Origin of the sequence: Sphingomonas sp. MMS24-J13 (genome assembly GCF_044905095.1) — a bacterium.
Classification (GTDB): Bacteria; Pseudomonadota; Alphaproteobacteria; order Sphingomonadales; family Sphingomonadaceae; genus Sphingomonas_I.
In genome coordinates this window covers 4,460,598-4,480,995 of sequence record NZ_CP173258.1, presented here as the reverse complement: position 1 = coordinate 4,480,995, position 20,398 = coordinate 4,460,598, and the positions used below count along the sequence as shown (strand labels likewise).

The 20,398-nt window shown below is 64.5% G+C and carries 17 protein-coding genes; 6 read left to right on the top strand and 11 right to left on the bottom strand.

Annotation, left to right across the window (positions count from 1 at the left end; all coding sequences use genetic code 11):
- Nucleotides 1-73: 73 nt before the first annotated feature.
- The 4 genes from AB4Z44_RS20955 (at nt 74) to AB4Z44_RS20940 (ending at nt 5,722) form a co-directional block, all read left to right on the top strand.
- Nucleotides 74-1,582 carry a YifB family Mg chelatase-like AAA ATPase gene (locus tag AB4Z44_RS20955; RefSeq protein ID WP_404711584.1) on the top strand — a complete coding sequence of 503 codons (1,509 nt, stop codon included), beginning with the start codon at nt 74-76 and terminating at the stop codon, nt 1,580-1,582.
- Nucleotides 1,583-3,554: 1,972 nt separating this feature from the next.
- Nucleotides 3,555-4,397, top strand: coding sequence for a hypothetical protein (locus AB4Z44_RS20950; RefSeq protein ID WP_404711583.1), 843 nt, complete (start codon nt 3,555-3,557; stop codon nt 4,395-4,397).
- 847 nt (nt 4,398-5,244) lie between these two features.
- On the top strand, nt 5,245-5,397 hold the full coding sequence (locus AB4Z44_RS20945) for a hypothetical protein (RefSeq protein WP_404711582.1): 153 nt from the start codon (nt 5,245-5,247) through the stop codon (nt 5,395-5,397).
- 43 nt (nt 5,398-5,440) lie between these two features.
- Nucleotides 5,441-5,722 (top strand): hypothetical protein, encoded by a 282-nt coding sequence (locus tag AB4Z44_RS20940; protein WP_404711581.1) that lies wholly within the window; start codon nt 5,441-5,443, stop codon nt 5,720-5,722.
- Between the two features lie 75 nt (nt 5,723-5,797).
- Here the strand turns inward: AB4Z44_RS20940 and AB4Z44_RS20935 are convergent, their stop codons facing one another.
- From AB4Z44_RS20935 to AB4Z44_RS20920, 4 genes are all read right to left on the bottom strand, one after another.
- Nucleotides 5,798-5,926, bottom strand: a complete 129-nt coding sequence (locus AB4Z44_RS20935; protein WP_404711580.1) for a hypothetical protein — start codon at nt 5,924-5,926, stop codon at nt 5,798-5,800.
- Nucleotides 5,927-5,952: 26 nt separating this feature from the next.
- A complete protein-coding gene (locus AB4Z44_RS20930) occupies nt 5,953-6,165 on the bottom strand; it encodes a hypothetical protein (RefSeq protein WP_404711579.1) in 213 nt (70 codons plus the stop codon).
- Nucleotides 6,166-6,908: 743 nt separating this feature from the next.
- A complete protein-coding gene (locus AB4Z44_RS20925; protein ID WP_404711578.1) occupies nt 6,909-8,399 on the bottom strand; it encodes a diguanylate cyclase domain-containing protein in 1,491 nt (496 codons plus the stop codon).
- 356 nt (nt 8,400-8,755) lie between these two features.
- Nucleotides 8,756-9,247 (bottom strand): MarR family winged helix-turn-helix transcriptional regulator, encoded by a 492-nt coding sequence (locus AB4Z44_RS20920; protein WP_404711577.1) that lies wholly within the window; start codon nt 9,245-9,247, stop codon nt 8,756-8,758.
- A 66-nt stretch (nt 9,248-9,313) separates the two neighbouring features.
- Here AB4Z44_RS20920 and AB4Z44_RS20915 point away from each other — a divergent pair, with 66 nt between their 5' ends.
- Nucleotides 9,314-9,604 (top strand): DUF1330 domain-containing protein, encoded by a 291-nt coding sequence (locus AB4Z44_RS20915; RefSeq protein ID WP_404711576.1) that lies wholly within the window; start codon nt 9,314-9,316, stop codon nt 9,602-9,604.
- 657 nt (nt 9,605-10,261) lie between these two features.
- On the opposite strand, the gene AB4Z44_RS20910 is transcribed toward AB4Z44_RS20915, so the two are convergent.
- The 3 genes from AB4Z44_RS20910 to AB4Z44_RS20900 form a co-directional block, all read right to left on the bottom strand.
- Nucleotides 10,262-10,471, bottom strand: a complete 210-nt coding sequence (locus tag AB4Z44_RS20910; RefSeq protein WP_404711575.1) for a hypothetical protein — start codon at nt 10,469-10,471, stop codon at nt 10,262-10,264.
- 305 nt (nt 10,472-10,776) lie between these two features.
- Nucleotides 10,777-13,995 carry an autotransporter domain-containing protein gene (locus tag AB4Z44_RS20905; RefSeq protein ID WP_404711574.1) on the bottom strand — a complete coding sequence of 1,073 codons (3,219 nt, stop codon included), beginning with the start codon at nt 13,993-13,995 and terminating at the stop codon, nt 10,777-10,779.
- Between the two features lie 292 nt (nt 13,996-14,287).
- Entirely contained in the window at nt 14,288-15,292 is a 1,005-nt protein-coding gene (locus AB4Z44_RS20900) for a hypothetical protein (protein WP_404711573.1), read from the bottom strand.
- A gap of 26 nt (nt 15,293-15,318) precedes the next feature.
- Here AB4Z44_RS20900 and AB4Z44_RS20895 point away from each other — a divergent pair, with 26 nt between their 5' ends.
- Nucleotides 15,319-15,987 carry a hypothetical protein gene (locus tag AB4Z44_RS20895; RefSeq protein WP_404711572.1) on the top strand — a complete coding sequence of 223 codons (669 nt, stop codon included), beginning with the start codon at nt 15,319-15,321 and terminating at the stop codon, nt 15,985-15,987.
- A 1-nt stretch (nt 15,988) separates the two neighbouring features.
- On the opposite strand, the gene AB4Z44_RS20890 is transcribed toward AB4Z44_RS20895, so the two are convergent.
- The 4 genes from AB4Z44_RS20890 to gspL all read right to left on the bottom strand — a co-directional run bounded on the left by AB4Z44_RS20890 (nt 15,989) and on the right by gspL (nt 20,391).
- Entirely contained in the window at nt 15,989-17,206 is a 1,218-nt protein-coding gene (locus AB4Z44_RS20890) for a type II secretion system F family protein (RefSeq protein WP_404711571.1), read from the bottom strand.
- A 160-nt stretch (nt 17,207-17,366) separates the two neighbouring features.
- Nucleotides 17,367-18,818 (bottom strand): GspE/PulE family protein, encoded by a 1,452-nt coding sequence (locus tag AB4Z44_RS20885; RefSeq protein ID WP_404711570.1) that lies wholly within the window; start codon nt 18,816-18,818, stop codon nt 17,367-17,369.
- Nucleotides 18,815-19,273: a type II secretion system protein GspM gene (gene gspM, locus AB4Z44_RS20880; protein WP_404711569.1), complete on the bottom strand. Its 459-nt coding sequence runs from the start codon at nt 19,271-19,273 to the stop codon at nt 18,815-18,817. The genes AB4Z44_RS20885 and gspM overlap by 4 nt, the downstream gene beginning before the upstream one ends.
- Nucleotides 19,270-20,391 (bottom strand): type II secretion system protein GspL, encoded by a 1,122-nt coding sequence (gspL, locus tag AB4Z44_RS20875; protein ID WP_404711568.1) that lies wholly within the window; start codon nt 20,389-20,391, stop codon nt 19,270-19,272. The genes gspM and gspL overlap by 4 nt, the downstream gene beginning before the upstream one ends.
- Nucleotides 20,392-20,398 lie beyond the last annotated feature (7 nt).

Here is a 20,398-nt window from a genome sequence, read left to right as displayed (position 1 = left end):
TACGGATGGTTCGAGGCGCTGGCAGGAATAGCGTCCGGCCGCTAGCAACGGTTCCGGGGTGAGGGGCACGCACTTGGTCGCACTGGTTTCCACTGTCGCATTCCTGGGGCTCGAGGCGCGCGCGGTCGAGGTGCAGGTCCAGGTCACGCCCGGCCTGCCCGCCTTCCTCGTCGTCGGCCTGCCCGACAAGGCGGTGGGCGAGAGCCGCGAGCGGGTGCGCGGCGCGCTTGCCGCGATCGGCCTCGCGCTCCCGCCCAAGCGGATTACGGTCAACCTGTCGCCCGCCGATCTGCCCAAGGAGGGATCGCATTACGATCTGCCGATCGCGCTCGGCCTGCTCGGCGCGATGGGCGTGGTCGATGCCGAGACCCTGGCGGGGCATGTCGTGGTCGGCGAGCTCGGGCTCGACGGCCGGATCATGGCCGTGCCGGGCGTGCTGCTCGCAGCGCTCCACGCCAGCACCAACGAACAGGGGCTGGTCTGCCCGGCCGCGCAGGGGCCCGAAGCCGCATGGGCGGGGTCGATCGAGGTGGTCGCCGCCACCGATCTGATGGCATTGCTCGATCACTTCCGCGGCGTGCGGCCTTTGGCTCAGCCCACACCCGGCGAGGCCGAGGCGGCCACGGGCGGCCCCGATCTTTCGCAGGTCAAAGGACAGGAGAGCGCCAAGCGCGCGCTCGAGATCGCAGCGGCCGGTGGCCACAACCTCCTGATGGCAGGGCCGCCGGGATCGGGCAAATCGCTGATGGCCGCGTGCATGCCCGGGATTCTCCCGGACCTTACCCCAAGCGAGGCGCTCGAAGTGTCGATGGTGTCGAGCGTCGCCGGGCTGCTCCAAGACGGCCGGCTGTCGCGCACCCGCCCCTTCCGGTCGCCGCACCATTCGGCCTCGATGGCGGCCTTGGTCGGCGGCGGGCTGAAGGTGCGCCCGGGCGAGGTCAGCCTTGCCCATCTCGGCGTGCTGTTCCTCGACGAACTGCCCGAGTTCCAGCGATCGGTGCTCGATGCGCTGCGCCAGCCGCTCGAGACCGGCAAGGTCTCGGTCGCCCGCGCCAACAGTCACGTGACCTTCCCGGCCCGCGTCCAGCTCGTCGCGGCGATGAACCCCTGCAAATGCGGCTATCTCGGCGACGCCGCACGCGCGTGCAGCCGCGCCCCGCGCTGCGCCGCCGACTATCAGGCGCGGGTCTCCGGGCCCCTGCTCGATCGCATCGATCTGCATGTCGAGGTGGCGGCGGTGAGCGCCGCCGATCTCGTCCTGCCCCCGCCCGCCGAGGGATCGACCGAGGTCCGCGCCCGTGTCGGCGCCGCCCGCGCGATCCAGACCGGGCGTTATGCCGATCACGGCGTGCGCACCAATGCCGAGGCCGATGGCGCCTTGCTCGACGCCGTCGCCACCCCCGACGAGCCCGGCCGCACCCTGCTCGCCCAGGCCGCCGCCGCGATGGGCCTGTCGGCGCGCGGCTATACCCGCGTGCTGCGGGTCGCGCGGACGATCGCTGATCTGGCCGGCGCCGAGCAGATCGGCCGCGTCCATATCGCCGAGGCGCTCAGCTATCGCCTGCGCCCGCCGACCAACTGAGCCGGGCCCGGCCTTCGCTGTCATTTTTGGTAGTTTTTCCCTGTTATGCGCAAATAACAGGGAAAACCGGCATTTTCCTCGGCATCGCCGTGGCGGATTCTCCTCCACAACATACTGAATATAAAGGCGATTCGCCGAGTTTTCCCTGTTGCCCGGAACAGGGAATTTAAATCGGTGAAACAGGGCGGTTATTCGCGCGAACAGCGAACGATCAGAAGTAATATGCACGCTTGCCAATGACATGCGCACGCCCCGCCCCAATCGGCGCAGCCGTGCCACGTAATGCAAGTGCATTACAGTCGATTTCGGATCGCTTTCCGGATGCAATTGTGTGTCGCCTCCTTTCCCGCCCAGTATAGCATGGGCGGCGGCGATGCCTCCTTTCGGGGCAACCGCAACCGGGAAGAGGCACGTGCTAAAAAGCACCGAGATTCTGCCGCTCGCAACCATCGTGTCGCAGTCAGCAATTGGTACTGTGTCCCCGGAATTCCGGAATTCAAGTATTGTTCCAGCGCGAGATTTAATAAAGGCAGCGCGCAGTTACGCGCATGCCATTAGAGTTCCGGAAATCACAAAGGCTTATCTTAGGCGCCCAAATGGAAGGGAAGTCGTATTTTTTGAAGTCCTTTGGGACGATGAGGCCTCCTCGCCCGACGCGTCACATGGCCAACTTGATGATTAGCCCACTAACTATTGTTCCAAGGAATATGAATAGAAGCAGCCCCAACCATGCCATTAAGGCGTAGCCCGGCCTTCCCGCGTCGTTAAAAGATTGGACGATCTTAACCCCGGCTTCCGACCACTTCATTGGACCTACCTCCGCGCAGAATATCAATCGCGTTAGCCGCGAGATTGTTACCGCGCTCAGGCCACCATGACGGTCAGGCTAAGCTTAGGATCAACTCCTTCGGAGAGTGAGACACACATTTGACACAGACGCAAGGGTTATTGCCGCCCCTCCAGTTCAACCCCCGAACATTTCCAGCGTAAAGCCTGTCAATACCCTACGGAAACCGCCACTTCCGTCCGATAAAATCGATGCGATCGGATTGAGCAAGCATTCGATCATGTCCAGATCGAAGCCGGTCGAAAACGGTCACGGGATGAGCCGCAAAGCAGCCCCCACCTGTGGCCCCGCCAAATAGCAAATCGCCACAAGCGTCAGCAGGATCATCGCCAGTGCGAGCAAGGCATGCCCCGGCTTATCTCGCCGATTGAACGACTCCACAATTCTGACAATCGATCCCGGCCTCATCACCACCTCCGCGCAAAACCATCTCGCAAAATCCGCGAAATCGTTACCGCTGCCAGAGCATGAGTCCGTTGGGAGAGGCTGTCACTCCTTCGGAGAGTGAGACACCATTTTTATCCAATGACAAGCCTTGACCCCGATTAATGATCGAGGTTGTCCACAGGATATATCGGATATAGCTTAAAAACAAAGGCTTAGTGGAGCAACTTTCGGCGTGAGCTAACAGGGACCATTCGATCATCTGCTGCGCCACCATCGCTAGATCGCGCTGGCCCCGGGATAAGTGAGTAAGCTACGATGTTGATCCAAATTCAGGGAGGACCATATGGCAACCGGTAAAGTGATAAGATAACACCGTCCACGATCGGTTGCGATGTTTCCATCACCGTTCAAACAAACACCATTGGCGAGTGGAAATTGACGATCAGTGTGGATGGTCCGACCAATCTGGCAAAGGACCAAGCGCGGAAGAAGCTTTTTGATCTTGGAGTCGAACTTGCTCACGGTTTTGATGTTCCGTCTGGTCTCTCGGAATAGACCGAGCGTCAAGATATCCAATTGCTCCGTTTCTGCCGATGTATGTCCAGATTTTGCGCTGGTCGTGGGAATCTTTCATTTGTCACCTCATTAAATGGTGACCTATTTATCTTCACGCTCTAAAGCAGCATATTCGCTATCGGTGCGGCTTAAATATCGCCGCTATAAAGATAATCTCGGACGATGACGACCATGCGTAAACACCATCGCATTATAATAACGATCTGCGGATGCCTGATCGCCATCTCCGCTTCCATCTGGCTGACATCCCATCTTTACCCAAGCGAGATGCGCCTAACCGGCGACACAGCCTCCGAAACGACAACGATCCAAGATCGAAATTGCTCGCCTGCCCAGATTAATCGCCTCACTGATCAAGCCAGACAAGCGAAGCGAGTTGCTTGCGAAAACGCCTCCCACGATCGAAACAACTACATACAATCAAGACGCAGCGCTGACGCTTCAGAGGCTCAAGCCGCATACGCCCTTCAGCAAACGAAAATAGCAGCAATCGGCGCTGGCGCTGGCCTTCTCACAATGTGCGCAGCTATCGCAGCCGCCGGATTTGCATGGGGATCGATCCACGAAACACGCCGCATCGGAGAAGCCCAAACGAGAGCCTATCTCTCCCTCAAGTCGCTTTCAGTCCGCAAAATGAAAGAGGGATTGGAGTTCCAGCCTGTGGTTCACAACAGCGGTCAGTCCCCGGCGCTTTCCGCCCAAATTCAGCTGAAGATTATCCGTCCTTCTGGAGAGTGGATAACGCTAATGCCAGAGCATGAACACAACATCACTGCCCAAACGACGGAGGACATGGCGTATTGCTATTTGGTTGATTCAGAAGCAAAAATGTGGGCCGGAATCGTTGTGGAAGCCTCGATCGCCTACGCTGATGTCTTCGGTAAAATCGATATGCTGACAACTAAATTCGCGGGAAATCCAGACAAGTGGCTTGACGATACAACTGTGGAACTAGTCGCGGGGATGCATATCGCAAGCTATCTAAGAAGCACGACAGACCTATGACCGACAGCGGGAAGTTTGCGCATTTTCTAAATGACGGCGCAGTCGAAAAACGATTGCCTCAGTGGATCAAGCGTGATGCCAAACCGCCAACTTGCATTCCACCCAGATAACAAACCGCAACCGTCGCCGCCGCATAGATGGCATAAACGATTAGACCATAAAGCGGCTTACCGCTCGCATTGAACGATTCCACGATCCTGACAATCGATCCCGGTCGCATCATGACCTCCGCATACACAATCGCCCGATCCTCCTATCAAGCGCTACCCAACGTATGGTTAAAATAGTGTTAGCAAAAACCGGTTAATCCGCGATTCGCTAATGATTTGTTAACCATTATGAACGCGCGCCATCAATTGTGATGCTTATGCATCGTTTTTGGTGCATCTGCTACATAATGCCGGGGGAAGGCGATTGTCGAAACCTATCTGGATCGTGGGTTGGCAGCCATCCTGACACCGTGCGAACACCCCGCCCGGTTCGAAATCGCCCCACCTGCCGCCGTGCGAAAAAGGGTCGATCGGCGCGCAGCCGGGCGCCTCCGAGGGACGAGCACGAACAGAAGAGATCAAGATTCAGAATCTCGATTCGACCCGAATCCGCCTGTCCACGAGTGTCATATGGCAAACATATGATCTTGAGGCATCTCACCGATAGCTAACAAATCCCTGAAGCGATAAATCCAAGTTGCCTGAAAAGGCGGTTTGCCAGGGTATTTGCCGGTCGTGTTCAGTATCCATCCGGAATATTGCTGCCGTTATGCGCCGATCGCGGCGTGCAGCGCGATCCGCATTGCGCGATGGTCCACGCCGCGACCGGTTGGAAGAGATCATAGGGCGGCAGATCGATGATGACCGGAATCATCGCGATCGTCGCCACGCTGAACGTGATCATGCTCTTGCGCGTGCTTCATAACGGGCGCCGCAAACGACGCGCGTTGATCGAGCGGATCGACAAGATCGAAATCGCCCGCATCCATCGCCCGCGCGGCCGTCGCTGATGGCGATCGGTCGATCATGGCGGTCTGCCCGATGACGTTGCGGATGTTCACCCTCATCCTTTTCGGATTGGGCGGATCGGTTGGCCTGACCGTCGCGATCGCAGCCGGTCTGCGGACGCACCAGCAGCGTTTCAACCTGGTATCGGCGGGAATTCTGGGGGCGCTTTTCGGTGGCCTGGGGCTAGCACGGATCGTGCGCGGTGCGCTGCCGTTCGACGGAGCGACGGTCCTCACCGCGTTGCTGTGCGCGACGCTCGTCGCTTCGGCTTTCACTGCCGCCCTTGTCGTTCTCCACCGCCGCTTCGTTCGATCACCCGAACGATGAAGCCGTTAGCCGGCGGCGGCGTGATGCCGCCCCGCCCGAGGCCGCGACATCGCCCCTTTTGATCAACCGGAGCGCTCAACCGCGCAGGAGCAAAAGGCCGGCAACGATGCCGATGATGATCGCCACCGCCGCCAGCGCGCGAAACAGCAGCGAGCACCAGAGCGCGAAGCGCCGTCGATTGCCCGGTGCGCGATCGACGGCCATCGGCCGTCGCTGATGAATCGGGGGTTTCATGGCCTGAATTTATCGCGCCCGGACCGATAAGGTCCCGCTGATGCGTCCGGCTGGCGAAGGCGCCCGCTCTTGATCGACTGCCGTCGACCGATCGCGATCCGCCATCGTTCGCGCAGGCGACGAAGAAGCATCACGAGCCCGGTGTAGATGCACGCGCCGAGCAGCCCGAACGTGAGCAGGATCAGCATCCAAAGTCCTTCGAGCGTCATTACGATTCATTACCTGTTCCATATCTTTGAGCGGCCCGCGGCGGGCGCTACGGCTTCCGTCAGCCGCGTGCTGACCGCCCCTTGCGGCGCGGGGAAAAAGGAATGAGGCCTCACCGGATCACGAAAGCCGAGCGTGGTGTGGAGCGCCGCAGCTTCGCGCAGTCGCTGCAAAACCGCTCGGACACGACCCGGCAAGGGCGGTGCGGGCGGGACGAAGACGTCCGGTGCAGCCCGATCATCATTACGGCCATCGAAATACTTACCCAATGACGCCACGGGCCCATCACGGGGCATGGCGATCAGGCCCCGATCCGGCGGCCCGTCCTCACGAAGGTAATATGTCCATCCGTTGAGATGCGAGAGCGAAACCCGCTGATTTCCATAGTATTCGCATTAGGATGATCGATCGTACCGGCTCACGCCGCACGAAAAGCCATGGACGCACGCCCCGGTCCATGGCGGAGTAAGGATGCCGAGTACTCCGGTATCGTTACGACGTCCTAAGAGTCTTGGCGACGTGGAGCGAAGTACCCCGCCCTGGATCGGAGTCATGCCCCCGGCTGCGCTTTGAGCGGTCGATTGGGGCGTGACGAGCACATTCTGATCCGCCCATCCCGAGCCAGTCGAGATGCGTTTGTTCGGAGGTACCGTTCAATAAGACGCGCCTCGACTTCGCCCGGAACAAACGGCTTCGGGAGCGTGCGTTAGCGCACGGAACCCGCTGAGAGGGTTCCAGCACGACATCACTTCGCCCCGCCAACCTCCCCCGCTCCAAGGCGGTGCCGGCGATCTGAGGTGACGCCCGCATAATAATCCCGCTTGGCGCGGTACATCGCCAGGTCGGCGCGGCGGACGACATCCTCCAGCCGCTCCTCGGCCGCGCTGGTGGCCGCGCCCATCGACAGGCTGAGCACAGCGCCCGGATAGAATTGGTTGTTGAGATCGACCAGCCGCTGGATCTCCTCCATCACCGCCTCGCCACCAGCCACATCCACCGCCGGCAGAAGAAGCGCGAACTCGTCACCGCCGATCCGCGCCGCGCATGACGGCTTCTCGATCGCCTTGCCCAGCACCTCGCCCGCCCGGCGGAGCAAAGCGTCGCCCACCCCGTGCCCCAATTGATCGTTGGCAGCCTTCAACCCGTTGAGATCGGCGACGATGACCGTCACCGGCTGGATATGCTTGCGCTCGAGCCGGTTGAGTTCGTCGACATAATAAGAGCGGTTGAACAGCTTGGTCAGCACATCGTGCTTGCCGAGATATTCGAGATAGCTCTCGGCCTTCTTGCGCGCGGTGATGTCGGTCAGGGCGACCTGCACCAGCGACCAATCCTGCTCGTGGCCGGGCAATACCGAAAATTGCATGAGGACATGCAGCTCGTTGCCGCCGAGCGCATAATTCACGACCTCGCGCTGCTGAAAGAGCTTGCCGTTCCACAGATCAATCAGCTGCTCGCGGAACGGCCCGTGCATATTGTCGCGGAACACCTCGCCGAGGCGATGGAGCAGGGTGAGCTTGTCGGGCGCCTGGAACAGCTCGAGCGTCTGCCGGTTGACGTCGAGCACGCGGATCTCGTGCATGCAGCGTTCGACGAATTCGGGGTGGACGTCGGTGAAGACCCGCAGATCCTCGATCCCCTGATCGCGTATCTCATCGAGCAGCAGCTTGATCGCGCTGAAATCCTCGACCCACAAGGAGACCGGCGAGTGCTCGAACAGTCCGCGGGCATAATTCTCGCTCGCCATCTGCTCGCGCCGTGCCGCTTCCCGCTCGGACACATCCTCGATCGCGATCAGCACCCGATCGAGATTCTGCTCGTGGCCGGGCAGCACCCGGCCGGTCATCTGGATGTCGATGCGGCGGCCGGACAGGCTGTAATTGACCGAATGGCTGAAGAACATGGTCCGCCCCTCCCATAAGGCGGTCAGTTCCTCGGCATGCCGGTCGAGCATCTCGTCGCGGAAAACGCGGCCGATATTGGCGACGAGATCGGCCAGATCGGCGGCCTCGAACAATGCGAGCGTGCGGGCATTGACCTTGAGCACGCGGATGGCCTCCGAACAGGCCCTGATCCGGGCCGGATCGGCCTGCAGATGCGCGGCAAGATCGGTCACGCCGACAGCGCGCCATTCGTCGAACTGCCGGCTTACCCCGCTGAAATCCTCGAGCCAAAGCGAAACCGGCGCGAGATCGAACATCCCCGCATCGTCGCTGCCGGGAGCATCAAGGGACATTGGTCAACCTCCGAGCGTGGCTGGCCATATGCCGCGCCGCGCGGATGAGCCATTACGCGATATCAAACGTCTAAGCTCCGGCACCTGAACCCTGGATGGTTAAGGCGGATTAAACTTGAGCCGATCGACGGCGATTTTTGCTGCACAGCCAATGTGGCCGAGGGGGGAATGCAATCAAGAGCGTCGGTCTTCGACCTGCAGGCTTTACTGTCTATGGATCGACGACGGCGGCGCGAAACGACAGCTGTCGTGGCGCTCGCCCAGGCTGGGCCAAAACTCGCCAACCGTGCGAGGGCAACGAGTGATTTGACCCCTCGCTATGGCATGCCTTTGGCTGCTCCGTCACAAAATCCCTGTCATTCCGTGGCGTCGCAGGGCGCCCCGGAACCGGCCGTCGAGATGGCAACCTGCGCGGCGACAGCAAGTCGGGACATGACAACCCCCACGACATGCGATGTCTCCTCGCCAAGAGCGTCAGCCAACCGGATGCGGGCATGCTCCCATATGGTCATGGACTCTTTCATCAACCGGCCCCCCTCGTCGGTAAGCGCCAAGCGTTTACCGGCCCGGCCCCGCCCCCCATGACTGCGCACGAGATTGCTCCGTTCGAGGCTCTTTACGCTGCGGCTAAGAGTGGTGGCGTCGACCCCGGCGCGCGCTGCCAGTTCAGCGAGCGTTGGCTCGTGGCTGCCTCCAATCCCCACGAGAAGGCTGAACTGCTCTGCGGTGATCCCCAAGGGCTGAAAGCAAGCATTGTAGTAGCGTGTGAGCGCGCGCGCGGTGACCCGGGCCCGGAATGCCGGGCATTCGGTTTCGATGCGGCGATAGAAATCAGCAGCCTCCGTCATTTACCGGTCTCGACACCTTTCAACTCATATAATACTGCATATACAGTATTATTAGGGGTTTGCACCATGACGGCCTACGTCCACGTCAATCTGCGTATCAAAGATCCGGTTAGGCAAGCCGCATTGGCACCGCGCTTTCAGGCGGCGCTACAGGCAGCGGGAGGCCGTATCCTCCACTTTGGGCCAGTGGCCCAGATGTTGGAAGGCGACGTGACGCCATTGCCTGTGGCCGGCATCTTCGAATTCGCGACCCTCGCCGACGCGCTCGCGTTTTATCAGTCCTCTGAGTACGCGCCGATCAAGCTTGAGCGCGATGCGGCGCAGGAAGCGCGCATGTTTGTTGTCGACGCAGGCTAAGTCTTTTCAAGACCGCGTTCGTCAGGTGGCAGCCGTGACCGACGCGTCGATTCCTTTCCCATTTTCCGATGCTTTTTGGGAAATCCGGCCACGCAGGGCGACGGCAGCTGGCACAGAGCCGTCCTCGGAACCGCCGTCCCGCAATCCACCGAGGCTGTGTGAGAACGGCTGGGTCGCGGGCGCGGTAGAGGCATGGTCGGGCATGCGGGCTCAGTGCTGCATCGCCGCCATCAGTTCGCCCCGACCACGCAGGGCGAGCGACAGGCAGGCGTTGCATAGCCGTGCACCGTGCGCCCATGACGCGACGCGGCGCTTTGCTTCGGCTCCACTTGGCTGGCACGCGGCCGACGGTCGACGTTTTGGCACAGCCTGACCCGCAAGCCCATCGATTTTCAGAAATCCCGGTTCCGCGAAGCGTGTTAAACGAATCGTTAAGCATTTTCGTCGATACCTGTCGGCAGGCAACAGGCAGGGTGGCGTTAACACCGGCCTATTTCCCAAGGTGGGCGGGCCGCGCTTTGCGCGCCGGTCCGGGGCGTCCACCGACCCCTTTTCCGACATGACCGCCAGAGGGCGGCAGATGGCTAGCGAGCCGTCCACCAAACGCGGGAAGTGGCCGCGCTGCGCTGCCGTTCCGATGTGGTCACAACGAGCAGCTTATTGGTGTGGCGGCGCCGCCTGCTTGCGCGCAGCGACCTTGGCGCGATGGTGGCCGACGACGCATCCTACGGCGGCACCGGCAACCGCATGGCCCTTGCCGACGAAGTGGCCCGCCACGCCACCGACCGCCGCGCCGCGAATGCAGCCCTTCGACAGGGCCGGGCTCGCCACCAGCATGGCCGCCGCGGCGATCAACAGTGCCTTCATATCAATCTCCCGAAATCCTTGTGCAGGCCTGCGCCCAGTTGCGGGGTGAACCGGACAGGTCGGACAAGGTTGCATCCGGGTGCAGCGACCCGTCGCATTTTGCGGCTGAGACAGTGCGTTACGCTCGTCAGCCGTCCGGCCACGCAGCGCGCTAGCGCCGCCCCTGCCGCTCGGCGATCTGACCAGCATCTATATCGCTACGGCGCCCCCGTTCGTGTCGAGCAAAGTCGAGACGTGTTGCGCAGCGTCCCCGACTTCACTCGGGACGAACGGGCCTCACCTGCGCCGAATCGATACACGATGCTTTAGAAGATCCCCCGCAGCGCCACGCGGCCCAGCACGGTGTGATAGCCGCTGCGCTGCTCGCCCGTGGCCGACGCGACGAAGCGGAACAGCTGCGAGCCGACCGAGACGCTGACCGTGCCGGTGTAGCCGCTCTTGCGGTCCTCGGGCAGCAGGGTGAAGCTCTGGCCGCCGGCAAACTGCGCGGTGGTGGCGCCGATCGCGCTGCTGATTATTTCGCGCCGGCCTCCCTCGACCTCGAAGGTCATGTTGGTCGCATCGGGATCCTTGCCGCCGCCGGTGCGGAAGCCCAGCGCCACCGTGCCGGTCGCCGCCAGTTCGTCGCTCTTGCGGCTGTCGACGATCAGATCGTAGGCGCTGCCGCCGCCGCTTTCGCTATGCTTGTTCTCCTGCAGGCGGTAATAGCTGATCGTCCCCGCCGGTCGCACGTAGAGCGCGCCGATATGCGCTTCGTAGCTGGCACGGCCGCTGCCCTGGATGACGGTGCCGTGCCATTTGCCCTTCGTGGACAGAAGCTCGGGTACCGCCGACGACGTGCTGGCGAGCGAGCGCGTGCTCGACAGGTTCACGACGCCGCCACCACCGCTCCCGGCGAGGTGGAGGCCACCCCAATCGCCGCGCCAATAGGCGCCGACGCTGAACTGGTTCGCATTGACCGAGCTGTCGGGCCGATCCTTGACGTCGGCAAAAATATAGGAGGCGGTCAGCCCCACCCGGCCGACGTCGCCCAGCCCGACATCGCCGCCGACCGACGCGCCATAGCCGGTACCGCGATAGCCCGGCGTGTCGACCGCATTCTGGCTCGCATTCCAGAAGCTCTGTTGTGCCCACAGTGCCAGCCCGCCGACGCGGGTCCACGGGGTCACGCTCTCGCTCGGCGCCATGTTGCGCGCTCCGGTGTAGAGCAGATCGAACACGCCACCGGCATGATCGGGCAGCATCTCGCGATAGCGCTGGATCAGCGAGGCGCGATCGGTAAAGCCCAGGAACAGGCTGGTAAGCTGGCTGTTGCCGGCGATATCGGCATAGACCGCATCATAGGCGGCTGCCTCCGATCGCAGCAGCCCGAGCTGTGCCGCGGTCTTGCGCTGGATGTTGACAGCGACCGTGCCGGCACTGTCGCTGGCGGTCAGCGATCCGTCGAGAAGGTAGGGCAGCCCTTCGAGCGTCACCCCCAGATTGCCGCTGCCGGTCAGGGCGCCGCTCTTGAGCACGGTATAGCTGCTCGTGGCGGTCCCTGAGACCAGGTTGGCGAGCGAGACCTTGATTGTCGAGGCACCGGTAATGGCAGTGGCCCCCGTGACGTCGATCTCGGTATGGGCGCCAGTCTGCGGATTGATCGCGACGCCGATCGTGCCGGCGTTCACATTCAGGCTGCCGATCGTGGTCGCACCGGTGCTGGTGAGGCCGAGCGTGCCGCCGCTCACCGTAACCGCCAGATTGGCACCCGTATTGAGCAGCTGGCCGCTGAAGACCGCGGTATCGCCGATCGTCAGCGTGTTGGCCCCCGCGCCGTAGGTGACGTTGCCGGTATATTTGCTGGTGCCCGCCATCGTCAGCGTGTCGTTGCCGTCGCCGAAGACGGTGTTGCCGGTGAAGGTCGCCGAACCGCTCAGCGCCAGCGTGTCGTTGCCCGCGCCGGTCGTGAGGGTCGAGGTGATCGCGCCAGCCGAGGACGAGATCACATCGTTACCGCTTCCGGTCGTGATCGCGCCGATCAGCGCCGGCGCAGTGGTGGTCGAGGAATTCTGGCTTTGCGTATAGGTGAAGCCGGTCGTGTTCGCGCTGACGTCGATCGCATGCAGGGTGGCGGTGGCGTTGCTCCCGGTGCTGATCGTGCCGGTGTTGCTGACCTTGGTCAGAGTGCCCGAGCTGTCGAGAATGGCGTAGGCGGTGTTGGTCGTATCGAACGGCGTCGCGACGATCGTACCGCTGTTGGCGATGCTCGGCACGCTGGCGCCAGCCTCGATCGCGACCGCGCGCACGAGCCCACCGGTGGTGGTGGTCGATGTGGCGCTGATCGCGCCGCTGTTGGTGAACGACGGGGCCGTCGTGCCGCTGCCGAAGTCGATCCCGGTAGCGTTCTTGGCGTTGGAGGTGGCCGCGATCGTGCCCGTCACGACGACACCGCCGGTGATCGTCACCGGCTGGCCAAGCCCACCGAGCTGGACGCCGGTGGCATTGAAACCCGCATAGACGCCGCTGGCCGTGATCGAGCCGCCGATGACCAGGCCCCCGGTGCTCGACGCGACCTGGCCTAGCGTGACCGACTGGGTGGACGATCCGACGAGCAATGCCGGAGCCGAGCCGTAGCTGGTGAGCGAACTGGCGCCCTCGCTGGTATCGACGATACCGTCGCCATCGGCGTCCAGCGTGGTATCGGTGGAACTCGTGGCCGTGCCGAGCAGCACGCCGCCGCCGACATTTCCCCCGATGACCAGCGCCGATCCGCCCTGTTTCAGATTGTCCGCCGTGAGCGAGGTCAAGGTGCTCGGCAACGAGGTGGACGTATAACCGGTCGCGACCAGCGCCGAGTGGATCGTCACCTGACCGCCGACATTGCCGGTGAGGGCGACCGCCGCCGAATTCTGGCCGGTGGCGGTGACCGCGCCGCTGATCGTCACCTTGCCGGTCACGTCGCCCAGCTTGATGCCGGTGCCGTTGTCGCCGGTAACGGTGACCGCGCCGCTCGAGGTGACATTGCCGACGATGCCGACATTCGAGACGAGCCCGCCCGAATTATTGCCCTTGATCGTGATCGTACCGCTGTTGGTGATCGACCCCGTGAACGGCGCGCTGCCCGAAAGCAGGATGCCGTAGCGTCCGGTTCCGTTCGCGAACGGGCCGTCGACCACGCCGTCGCTGTTGGTATCGGTCTGCGTGTAGGTTTCGTCGACGGTGATGGTGCCGCTATTGGTGATGCCGCTGGTGAAACCGCCGCCGCCACCGATCGCGATCGCGTTGTCGATCCCCGAGAACGAGATCGTGCCGGCATTGCTGACGGTGTTGTTGCTGTCGATCGTAACCGCCGTTGCGCTGCTCGTCGGCGTGATCGTGCCGCCGCTGGCGACGACCAGATTGTCGGGCGAGCCACTGGCCGCGGTCGAAGTCCTGACGGGCGTGGAGGTGGCGGTGCTGATCGTGGTATCGGCCAGAGCGGGAGAGGCCAACGCCAGCCCGATCGGGGTCAGGCAGGTGGCGGCAAGCAGGCGTCGTGTCATTGGGGTCCCCGGGACTGGGCCGCGATCCGATCAGGCTGGCAGAGCCTGGCCATAATCGGGGCCTCGTATAGTCAGACCGCGATTCCCCCGTCCGCCTTAACCGATGCTGACGGATCGTGATCTGGGTCACGCCTGCCCTCTACGCACTGCCTTGCGGGAATGTGTCGTGATGTTGCAAAGTTCACATGCAGCCGCATCGCCCCGACAGGGCGGTGCCGATAGGAGCCGAGCGGACCCGCATCGCTAGCTGTCGTCGAACCGTATGCGCAGACGGCACGCTATCCGGTCCGTTTTACGCGGCGTCGTGATCGACCAGCCGGTAGCGGCCCGAATCGACCGCCAGGATCGCCATGTCGCGCTGGGCGCTGCCGTCGTCGCGGAAGCGCAGATCGCCGCATACGCCCTTGAACCCCTGCGCCGCGAGCAGGGCCGAACGATCGGTTCCGCCACCGTGGCGCAGCAGCACGGAGATCCGGACTGCATCGTAGGCGAGCCCCGCAATCACCCCTGGCGGCGTGCCATTCTGGCCCTCATAGGCCGACGCGAAATCGGCAAAGGCAGCCGGGTCGGGCGCACTCAGCCATGCGCCGTCGAGTGAAGCGAGGATGGCGGGATCGGCGTCCAACCCGGCGGACGCGCCGAGCACCTGCACCCCGCTGCCCCTGATAGTGCGCGCGGCAGCCGCCATCGCCGCCGGATCGCCCGTAACCAGCCGCGCATCGGCCTCGCGTTCGACCAAAGTCAGGCCGAGGCGCGGAATTGCGCGAATGGCGGCGGCAACGACCTGGCTATCCCAGGCCGTCGCGCCCGGCGTGATCGCGATGCGCCGCACGCCACGCCCGCGCGCATAGGCCAGCAACGGCGCTACGGATTGGTCGGCGGTGATGCCGAGCAGGAAGGCGCCGCGATCGAGCAGCCCTGCATCGTTGGAAAAAGCGACGACCGGAACCTGCCCGCCGGCCGCATCGACCGCCGGTTGCACCTCGGGTGAAAAGACCGGGCCGAGGATCAGCCCGGCACCACGTTTCAGCGCCGCACCCACCGCCGCCGCAGCGCCGGCCGCCGAGCCGCCCGTATCGAGGACGATCAGGCCTTTCTTGTCACCGCCTTGCGCAAGGGCACCCGCCCGCGCCATGCTGCGGCCAAGCGCGGCATGCGGCCCGGTCAAAGGCAGCAGCAAGGCGGCGGGCGGGGGCGTTTTCGCCGCACCCGCCAGCGCCGGCAGGAACGAGGAAGCGAGCGATGCGACAAGGCCCGACCGCAGCGATCGCAATATCTGACGCCGATCCGGATTCATCTCGGGGCTATCCTTTCGAACCGCGTTTGCGGTGGAAGCGCTTCGCGGCGCTGGGGCTGGCAGCATATCTGATCGCTTTGATATCGACACTGCCGGCACAGTTCATGCTCGATTGGGGGCCACGCTGGCAGATGGCAGGAACCTTGTGGTCCGGCGAGGCCGTACTCGACGGGGCATATCGGCTGAGCTGGCGCTGGGCGCCCTTGCGATCGCTCGCCGCATTGGCCTTTGCCGCCGACGTCCGGCTCGACGGCAGCGGTACCGACATCACCGGATCGGTGATGGCGCGCGGCCGGCGGCTGCGCTTCGACGGCCTGTCGGGCCGCAGCGACGGCGCGCTGCTCGCCGCACTCGATCCTGCGCTGCCGTTCCGCTGCGAGGTCGGGCTGGAGATCGATCTGTCGCGCCTGATCATCGATGGGCCGTATTCTTCGGCAGTGGGCGAAGTGCGTGCCGGCAGCGGCCGCTGCGCCGCACCTGGCGCGGCCACCAGCGCGCTCGTCCCGCCCCTCGTCGCGGCGATACGCACCGGCCCGGACGACATGACGTTCGGCCAGCTCGCGCCGGTCGGCCAGGGCCGACTCCATCTTGCCGAAGGGTCGATCGCCGATGGGCGGCTCACGGTGTCGCTTACGCCGGCGGGCCGGGCCGCGCTTCCGTTCATGGGCGATTTCCGGATCGACCAGCCGCTGTAACTCATGTCGCCACCAGATTGTTGAGGTTGACGATCGGCAGCAGGATCGCAAGCACCAGCAGCAGCACGATCGCGCCCATCACCAGCAGCACCGCCGGCTCGACCAGTGAAACGAGCATCGACACGAGCGCATCCAGCTCACGCTCCAGTTCAGTCGCGGCGCGCGCGAGCGCGGGGCCGAGCCGGCCGCTCGATTCGCCCGAGGCGACGATCGCGAGCAGCATCGCCGGGAACACCCCCGCCTCGGTCATCGCGGCATGGAGGCTGGCGCCCTCGCGGACCCGTTCGGTGGCGAGCAAGGCGCGCGCGCGGATGTGGCGGTTGGGGGTAACCGCCGCCGCCGCCGCCAGCGCATCGACCAGCGGCACCGAACTCTGCACCAATTGCGCCAGTGTCCCGGCGAAACGCGCAGCCGAGATCTGCCGGCTGAACCGCGCGAACGGCTGGCGCGTCGCGAAAAAACGATCGACCGTCAGCCGGTTGGCAGGGGCCGCGATCCAGCGGCGCGATGCAATCCCGCCTACGATGAGCAAGGCCGCCAACACCCAGCCGAAACCGCGCACGAAGCCGCTGAGCCCGATCAGCGCGCGGGTGAGAAAAGGCAGATCGGCACCATGCTGCTGGAAGACGCGCACGATATTCGGCACGACATAGACCATCAGCATCACGACCATGCCGAGCGACACGAGGGCCAGCAGAGCAGGGTAAAGCAGCGCGAGCTGGACCTTGTTGTGCGCCTGCGCACGGCTTTCGACGAAATCTGCGAGATGGGCGAGAACATCCGCGAGCCGCCCGCTCTGCTCCCCGGCGGCGATCGCGGCGCGCACATATTCGGGGAAGGCGTCGCCGCGGGTCACCAGCGCGCCGGCGAAGCTGCGCCCGTCGAGGATCGCGCCGCGCAGATCGAGCAACAGCGAGCGCATGCGCGTCGTTTCGGCCTGGTCGGCAACGAGCCGCAGCGCCTCCTCGATCCGGATATCGCTGCCGATCAGCGTGGCGAGCTGGCGGATCATCGTCGCCAAAGCGCGCTGGCCGACGCGCTGCCACGGCCAGCGGAGACGGGGAGCGGCGGGCGTGCGATCGTTGCTGACCTCGACCGACACCGGCAGCAGCGCCCGCTCGCGCAACAGCCGGCGCGCGCCGGCAGCGTTGGCGGCCTCGACCACGCCTTTTTGCGGCTTTCCCGCAGCGTCCACCGCTCGATAGGTGAAGGCGGCCACGACTATCCCCTCGGGCGTTCAGGGGGGACGGGAACTCCAACAACCCGTTCGTCGCCCTGAACATGTTTCAGGGTCCGCTGTGCGTGCCGCACTGTCCGTGCGAGTTGCCCGGCGGATGCTGAAACACGTTCAGCATGACGGAAGGAAGGAGGCACGCGGCTCATCCCTCCATCCTCGTCACCCGCGCGACCTCATCGACGCTCGTCTCGCCCACACGCACCTTGGCGGCTCCATCCTCCAGCAGGCTCGGCCCGTTCGCCCGCGCATGCTCGACCAGGGCCGCCTCGGGCGCCCCGTCGTGGATCAGTTGCGCCATCGCCGCATCGACCGCGACGATCTCGTACAGGCCCATCCGCCCGCGATACCCCTCTCCATGACAAGCCGGGCAACCGACCGGGCGGAAGATCCCCTCGCCCACCGCGATCGCGCCATCGAGCAGCAGACTGTCGCGCGGATCCGCCTCCGCCGGCACGCGGCACGCCGGGCACAGCCGCCGCACCAGCCGCTGCGCGACCAGCCCCACCAGCATCGGCGCCAACAGATAACGCTCCACCCCCATGTCGACCAGGCGCGTCACCGATCCGACCGCCGAATTGGTGTGCAGCGTCGACAGCATGAAGTGGCCGGTCATCGCCGATCGCACCGCCACTTCGGCGGTCTCCTGATCGCGGATCTCGCCGACCATGATGACGTCGGGGTCCTGCCGCAGGATCGCCCGCAGACCGCGTGCGAACGACAGATCGGTGCGCGGATTGACCTGCGTCTGGCCGATGCCGGGTAGCTCGTACTCGATCGGATCCTCGATCGTCATGATGTTGCGCTTGCGATCGTTGAGCTGGCGCAGCGCGGCATAGAGTGAGGTCGTCTTGCCCGATCCGGTCGGTCCGGTGACGAGCAGCATGCCGTGCGGCCGCTCCAGCAGCCGCTCGAACAGCGCCAGATCCGGCGGGTTCATGCCCAATGTGGTCAGATCGAGCTGGACCTGCCCGCGATCGAGCAGGCGCATCACCACGCGCTCGCCATGCTGGGTCGGGATGGTCGAGACGCGCACATCGATCTCGTGCCCGCCGACGCGGACCGTGACGCGGCCATCGTGCGGCACGCGCTTCTCGGCAATGTCGAGCCGCGCCATCACCTTGATGCGGCTCACCAGCAACGGCGCCAGCGCGCGATTGGGCTCGATCACGTCGCGCAGCATGCCGTCGATCCGGAAGCGGACGATCAGACGGCGCTCCTGCGTCTCGATGTGGATGTCGGAGGCATGCGCCTTCACCGCCTCCAGCAGCAAGGCGTTGATCAGGCGGATGACGGGCGAATCGTCGGACGTGTCGAGCAGATCCTCGACTGCGCTGACGCTGTCGGCGAGTGCGGCAAGATCCACATCCGCCTCGGCGGCTGCCCCCGCCGCACCGGTCGCGACATCGCGGTAATGCGTTTGAAGCGCCCGCTCGAACGTCGCATCGTCGAGCTGGCGCCACGGCAGCAGGCTCCCGTGAAGTCTTTGCACCTCCATCAGCGCGGCGAGCGGCGCATTGGCGCGATGGAGGCAGGCATCGTCCGCCACCAGCACGCCGTTCGTCCGCGCGAAGCCGTAGGGCAAAGACTCGCTCATCCGCCCGCCAGCAGGAATTGCGCCGAGACGCCATTGCCTTGCGCCGATCGCTCGATCTGCGCCTCGCCGATGCGCAGCGCGCTGGTCCGCTCGATTTCGGACACCCAGCGCAGCACCGCTTCGAACGGAGCATCGGCGAAGACGACCCGCAGCTTGCCGTTCTCGGGCTCGACCCGCTGGACGGTGAGCCCGCTCGCCGCCGCAGTCTGCGAGACGATCTGGGCGGGCGGTCCGCGGTGCATATCGGCGGCCAGCCCCGGCCCCGCCGCGCGCAAGCGCATCGCCAGCATGTCGTAGGTGCGGATATCTGCTGCGGCGCGCGCGCGCGCCGTCTCGAGCGGGCGCACCACCGCGACCAGCAGCAAGGCCGCGAGCGCGAGCAGGGCCAGCACGGCGAGCAATATCTGCTCGCGCGATGAGCGCGCCTGCCACATGTCGCGCGCTGCCGCCCTCACGACGAGCCCCGCACGAGGAAGGAGCCGACCGCCTTTCCCTGATTCAACGATGCCGTGCCGCTTTCGGCGGAAAGGCCTTGGGCGGCGAGCGCTGGGGTCACCTTTTGCAGCGCGGCCATATCGGCGGCCTCGACCTGCAGCGACATCGTCCCCGCCGCCGCATCGAACGCGACCGAGCGCAAAGAGGCGCCGGCGCCCAATTGCTTCAGCGCCCCGCCGACGCGGACGAGCAAGGGCAGGAATTGCGACGGGCCCGCACCCTCGACCGGCAAGATTTCCGTGGCGCTCGCGGCGACATCCTCGCCGACGGTGACGGACGGCGCGACCTCGGCGAGCAAGGTGCGCGTCTCAGCGGCACGGCGGGCGGCGATATGGCGGATCGCAATCGTATCCACCGCAGCGATCGCGCCATGGGCGATCAACCCCAAAGCCGCGACCACGGCGATCCTTCGCGCCAGGTGCGGCAAGCCGGCACGCGGCAAGGCATAAGCACCCTGCCGCAGATCGAGCGCGGTATCGGTCATCGGCGGCAGCGCCGCCCGCTCACCCGCCATCTCCGACGGCAATTGATCGCCGTAAGCGGTGCAGCGCGGCCGACCGGCGGCGATCCATGCAGGGATGAGGTGGCCAAGCGGAACGGCAAGCCCTGCGCCATTATCGCTTCGCACAAGCGCGCGCGTGCCGGCGAGATCGACCGACCAACCGCCGGCGGCGGGCATTGGCAAGGTGAGCGCATCGGGCACGATCGGGGCATGCCCCAATCCCGCCGCATCGATCGCTGCGACCCAATCGCGCATCGCCGCATGCGACACCACGCCCGCGACATGGCGCTGCGGCGAAACCTCGGCGCCGAGCGCGATATGCACCGCACCCAGCGGCTCGGCGATGCGATCCTCGATCGCGAATGGCAAGGCCTCGGCACGACGGCGCAAGCCTTGCAGCGGCAGATCGGCGGTCAGCAACAGGACCTGCTCGGTCGGCACGAGCACGATCGCAGGGCCGATATCGAAGCGCTCGATTTGACGGATTTCCCCGTCGACCAGCGACCAGAGACCCGCAGCATTCCGCCGATCCGCAGCGGCGGCGGCGGCGATCTGCGGGGGCGATGACCTCGGCATGGGATGC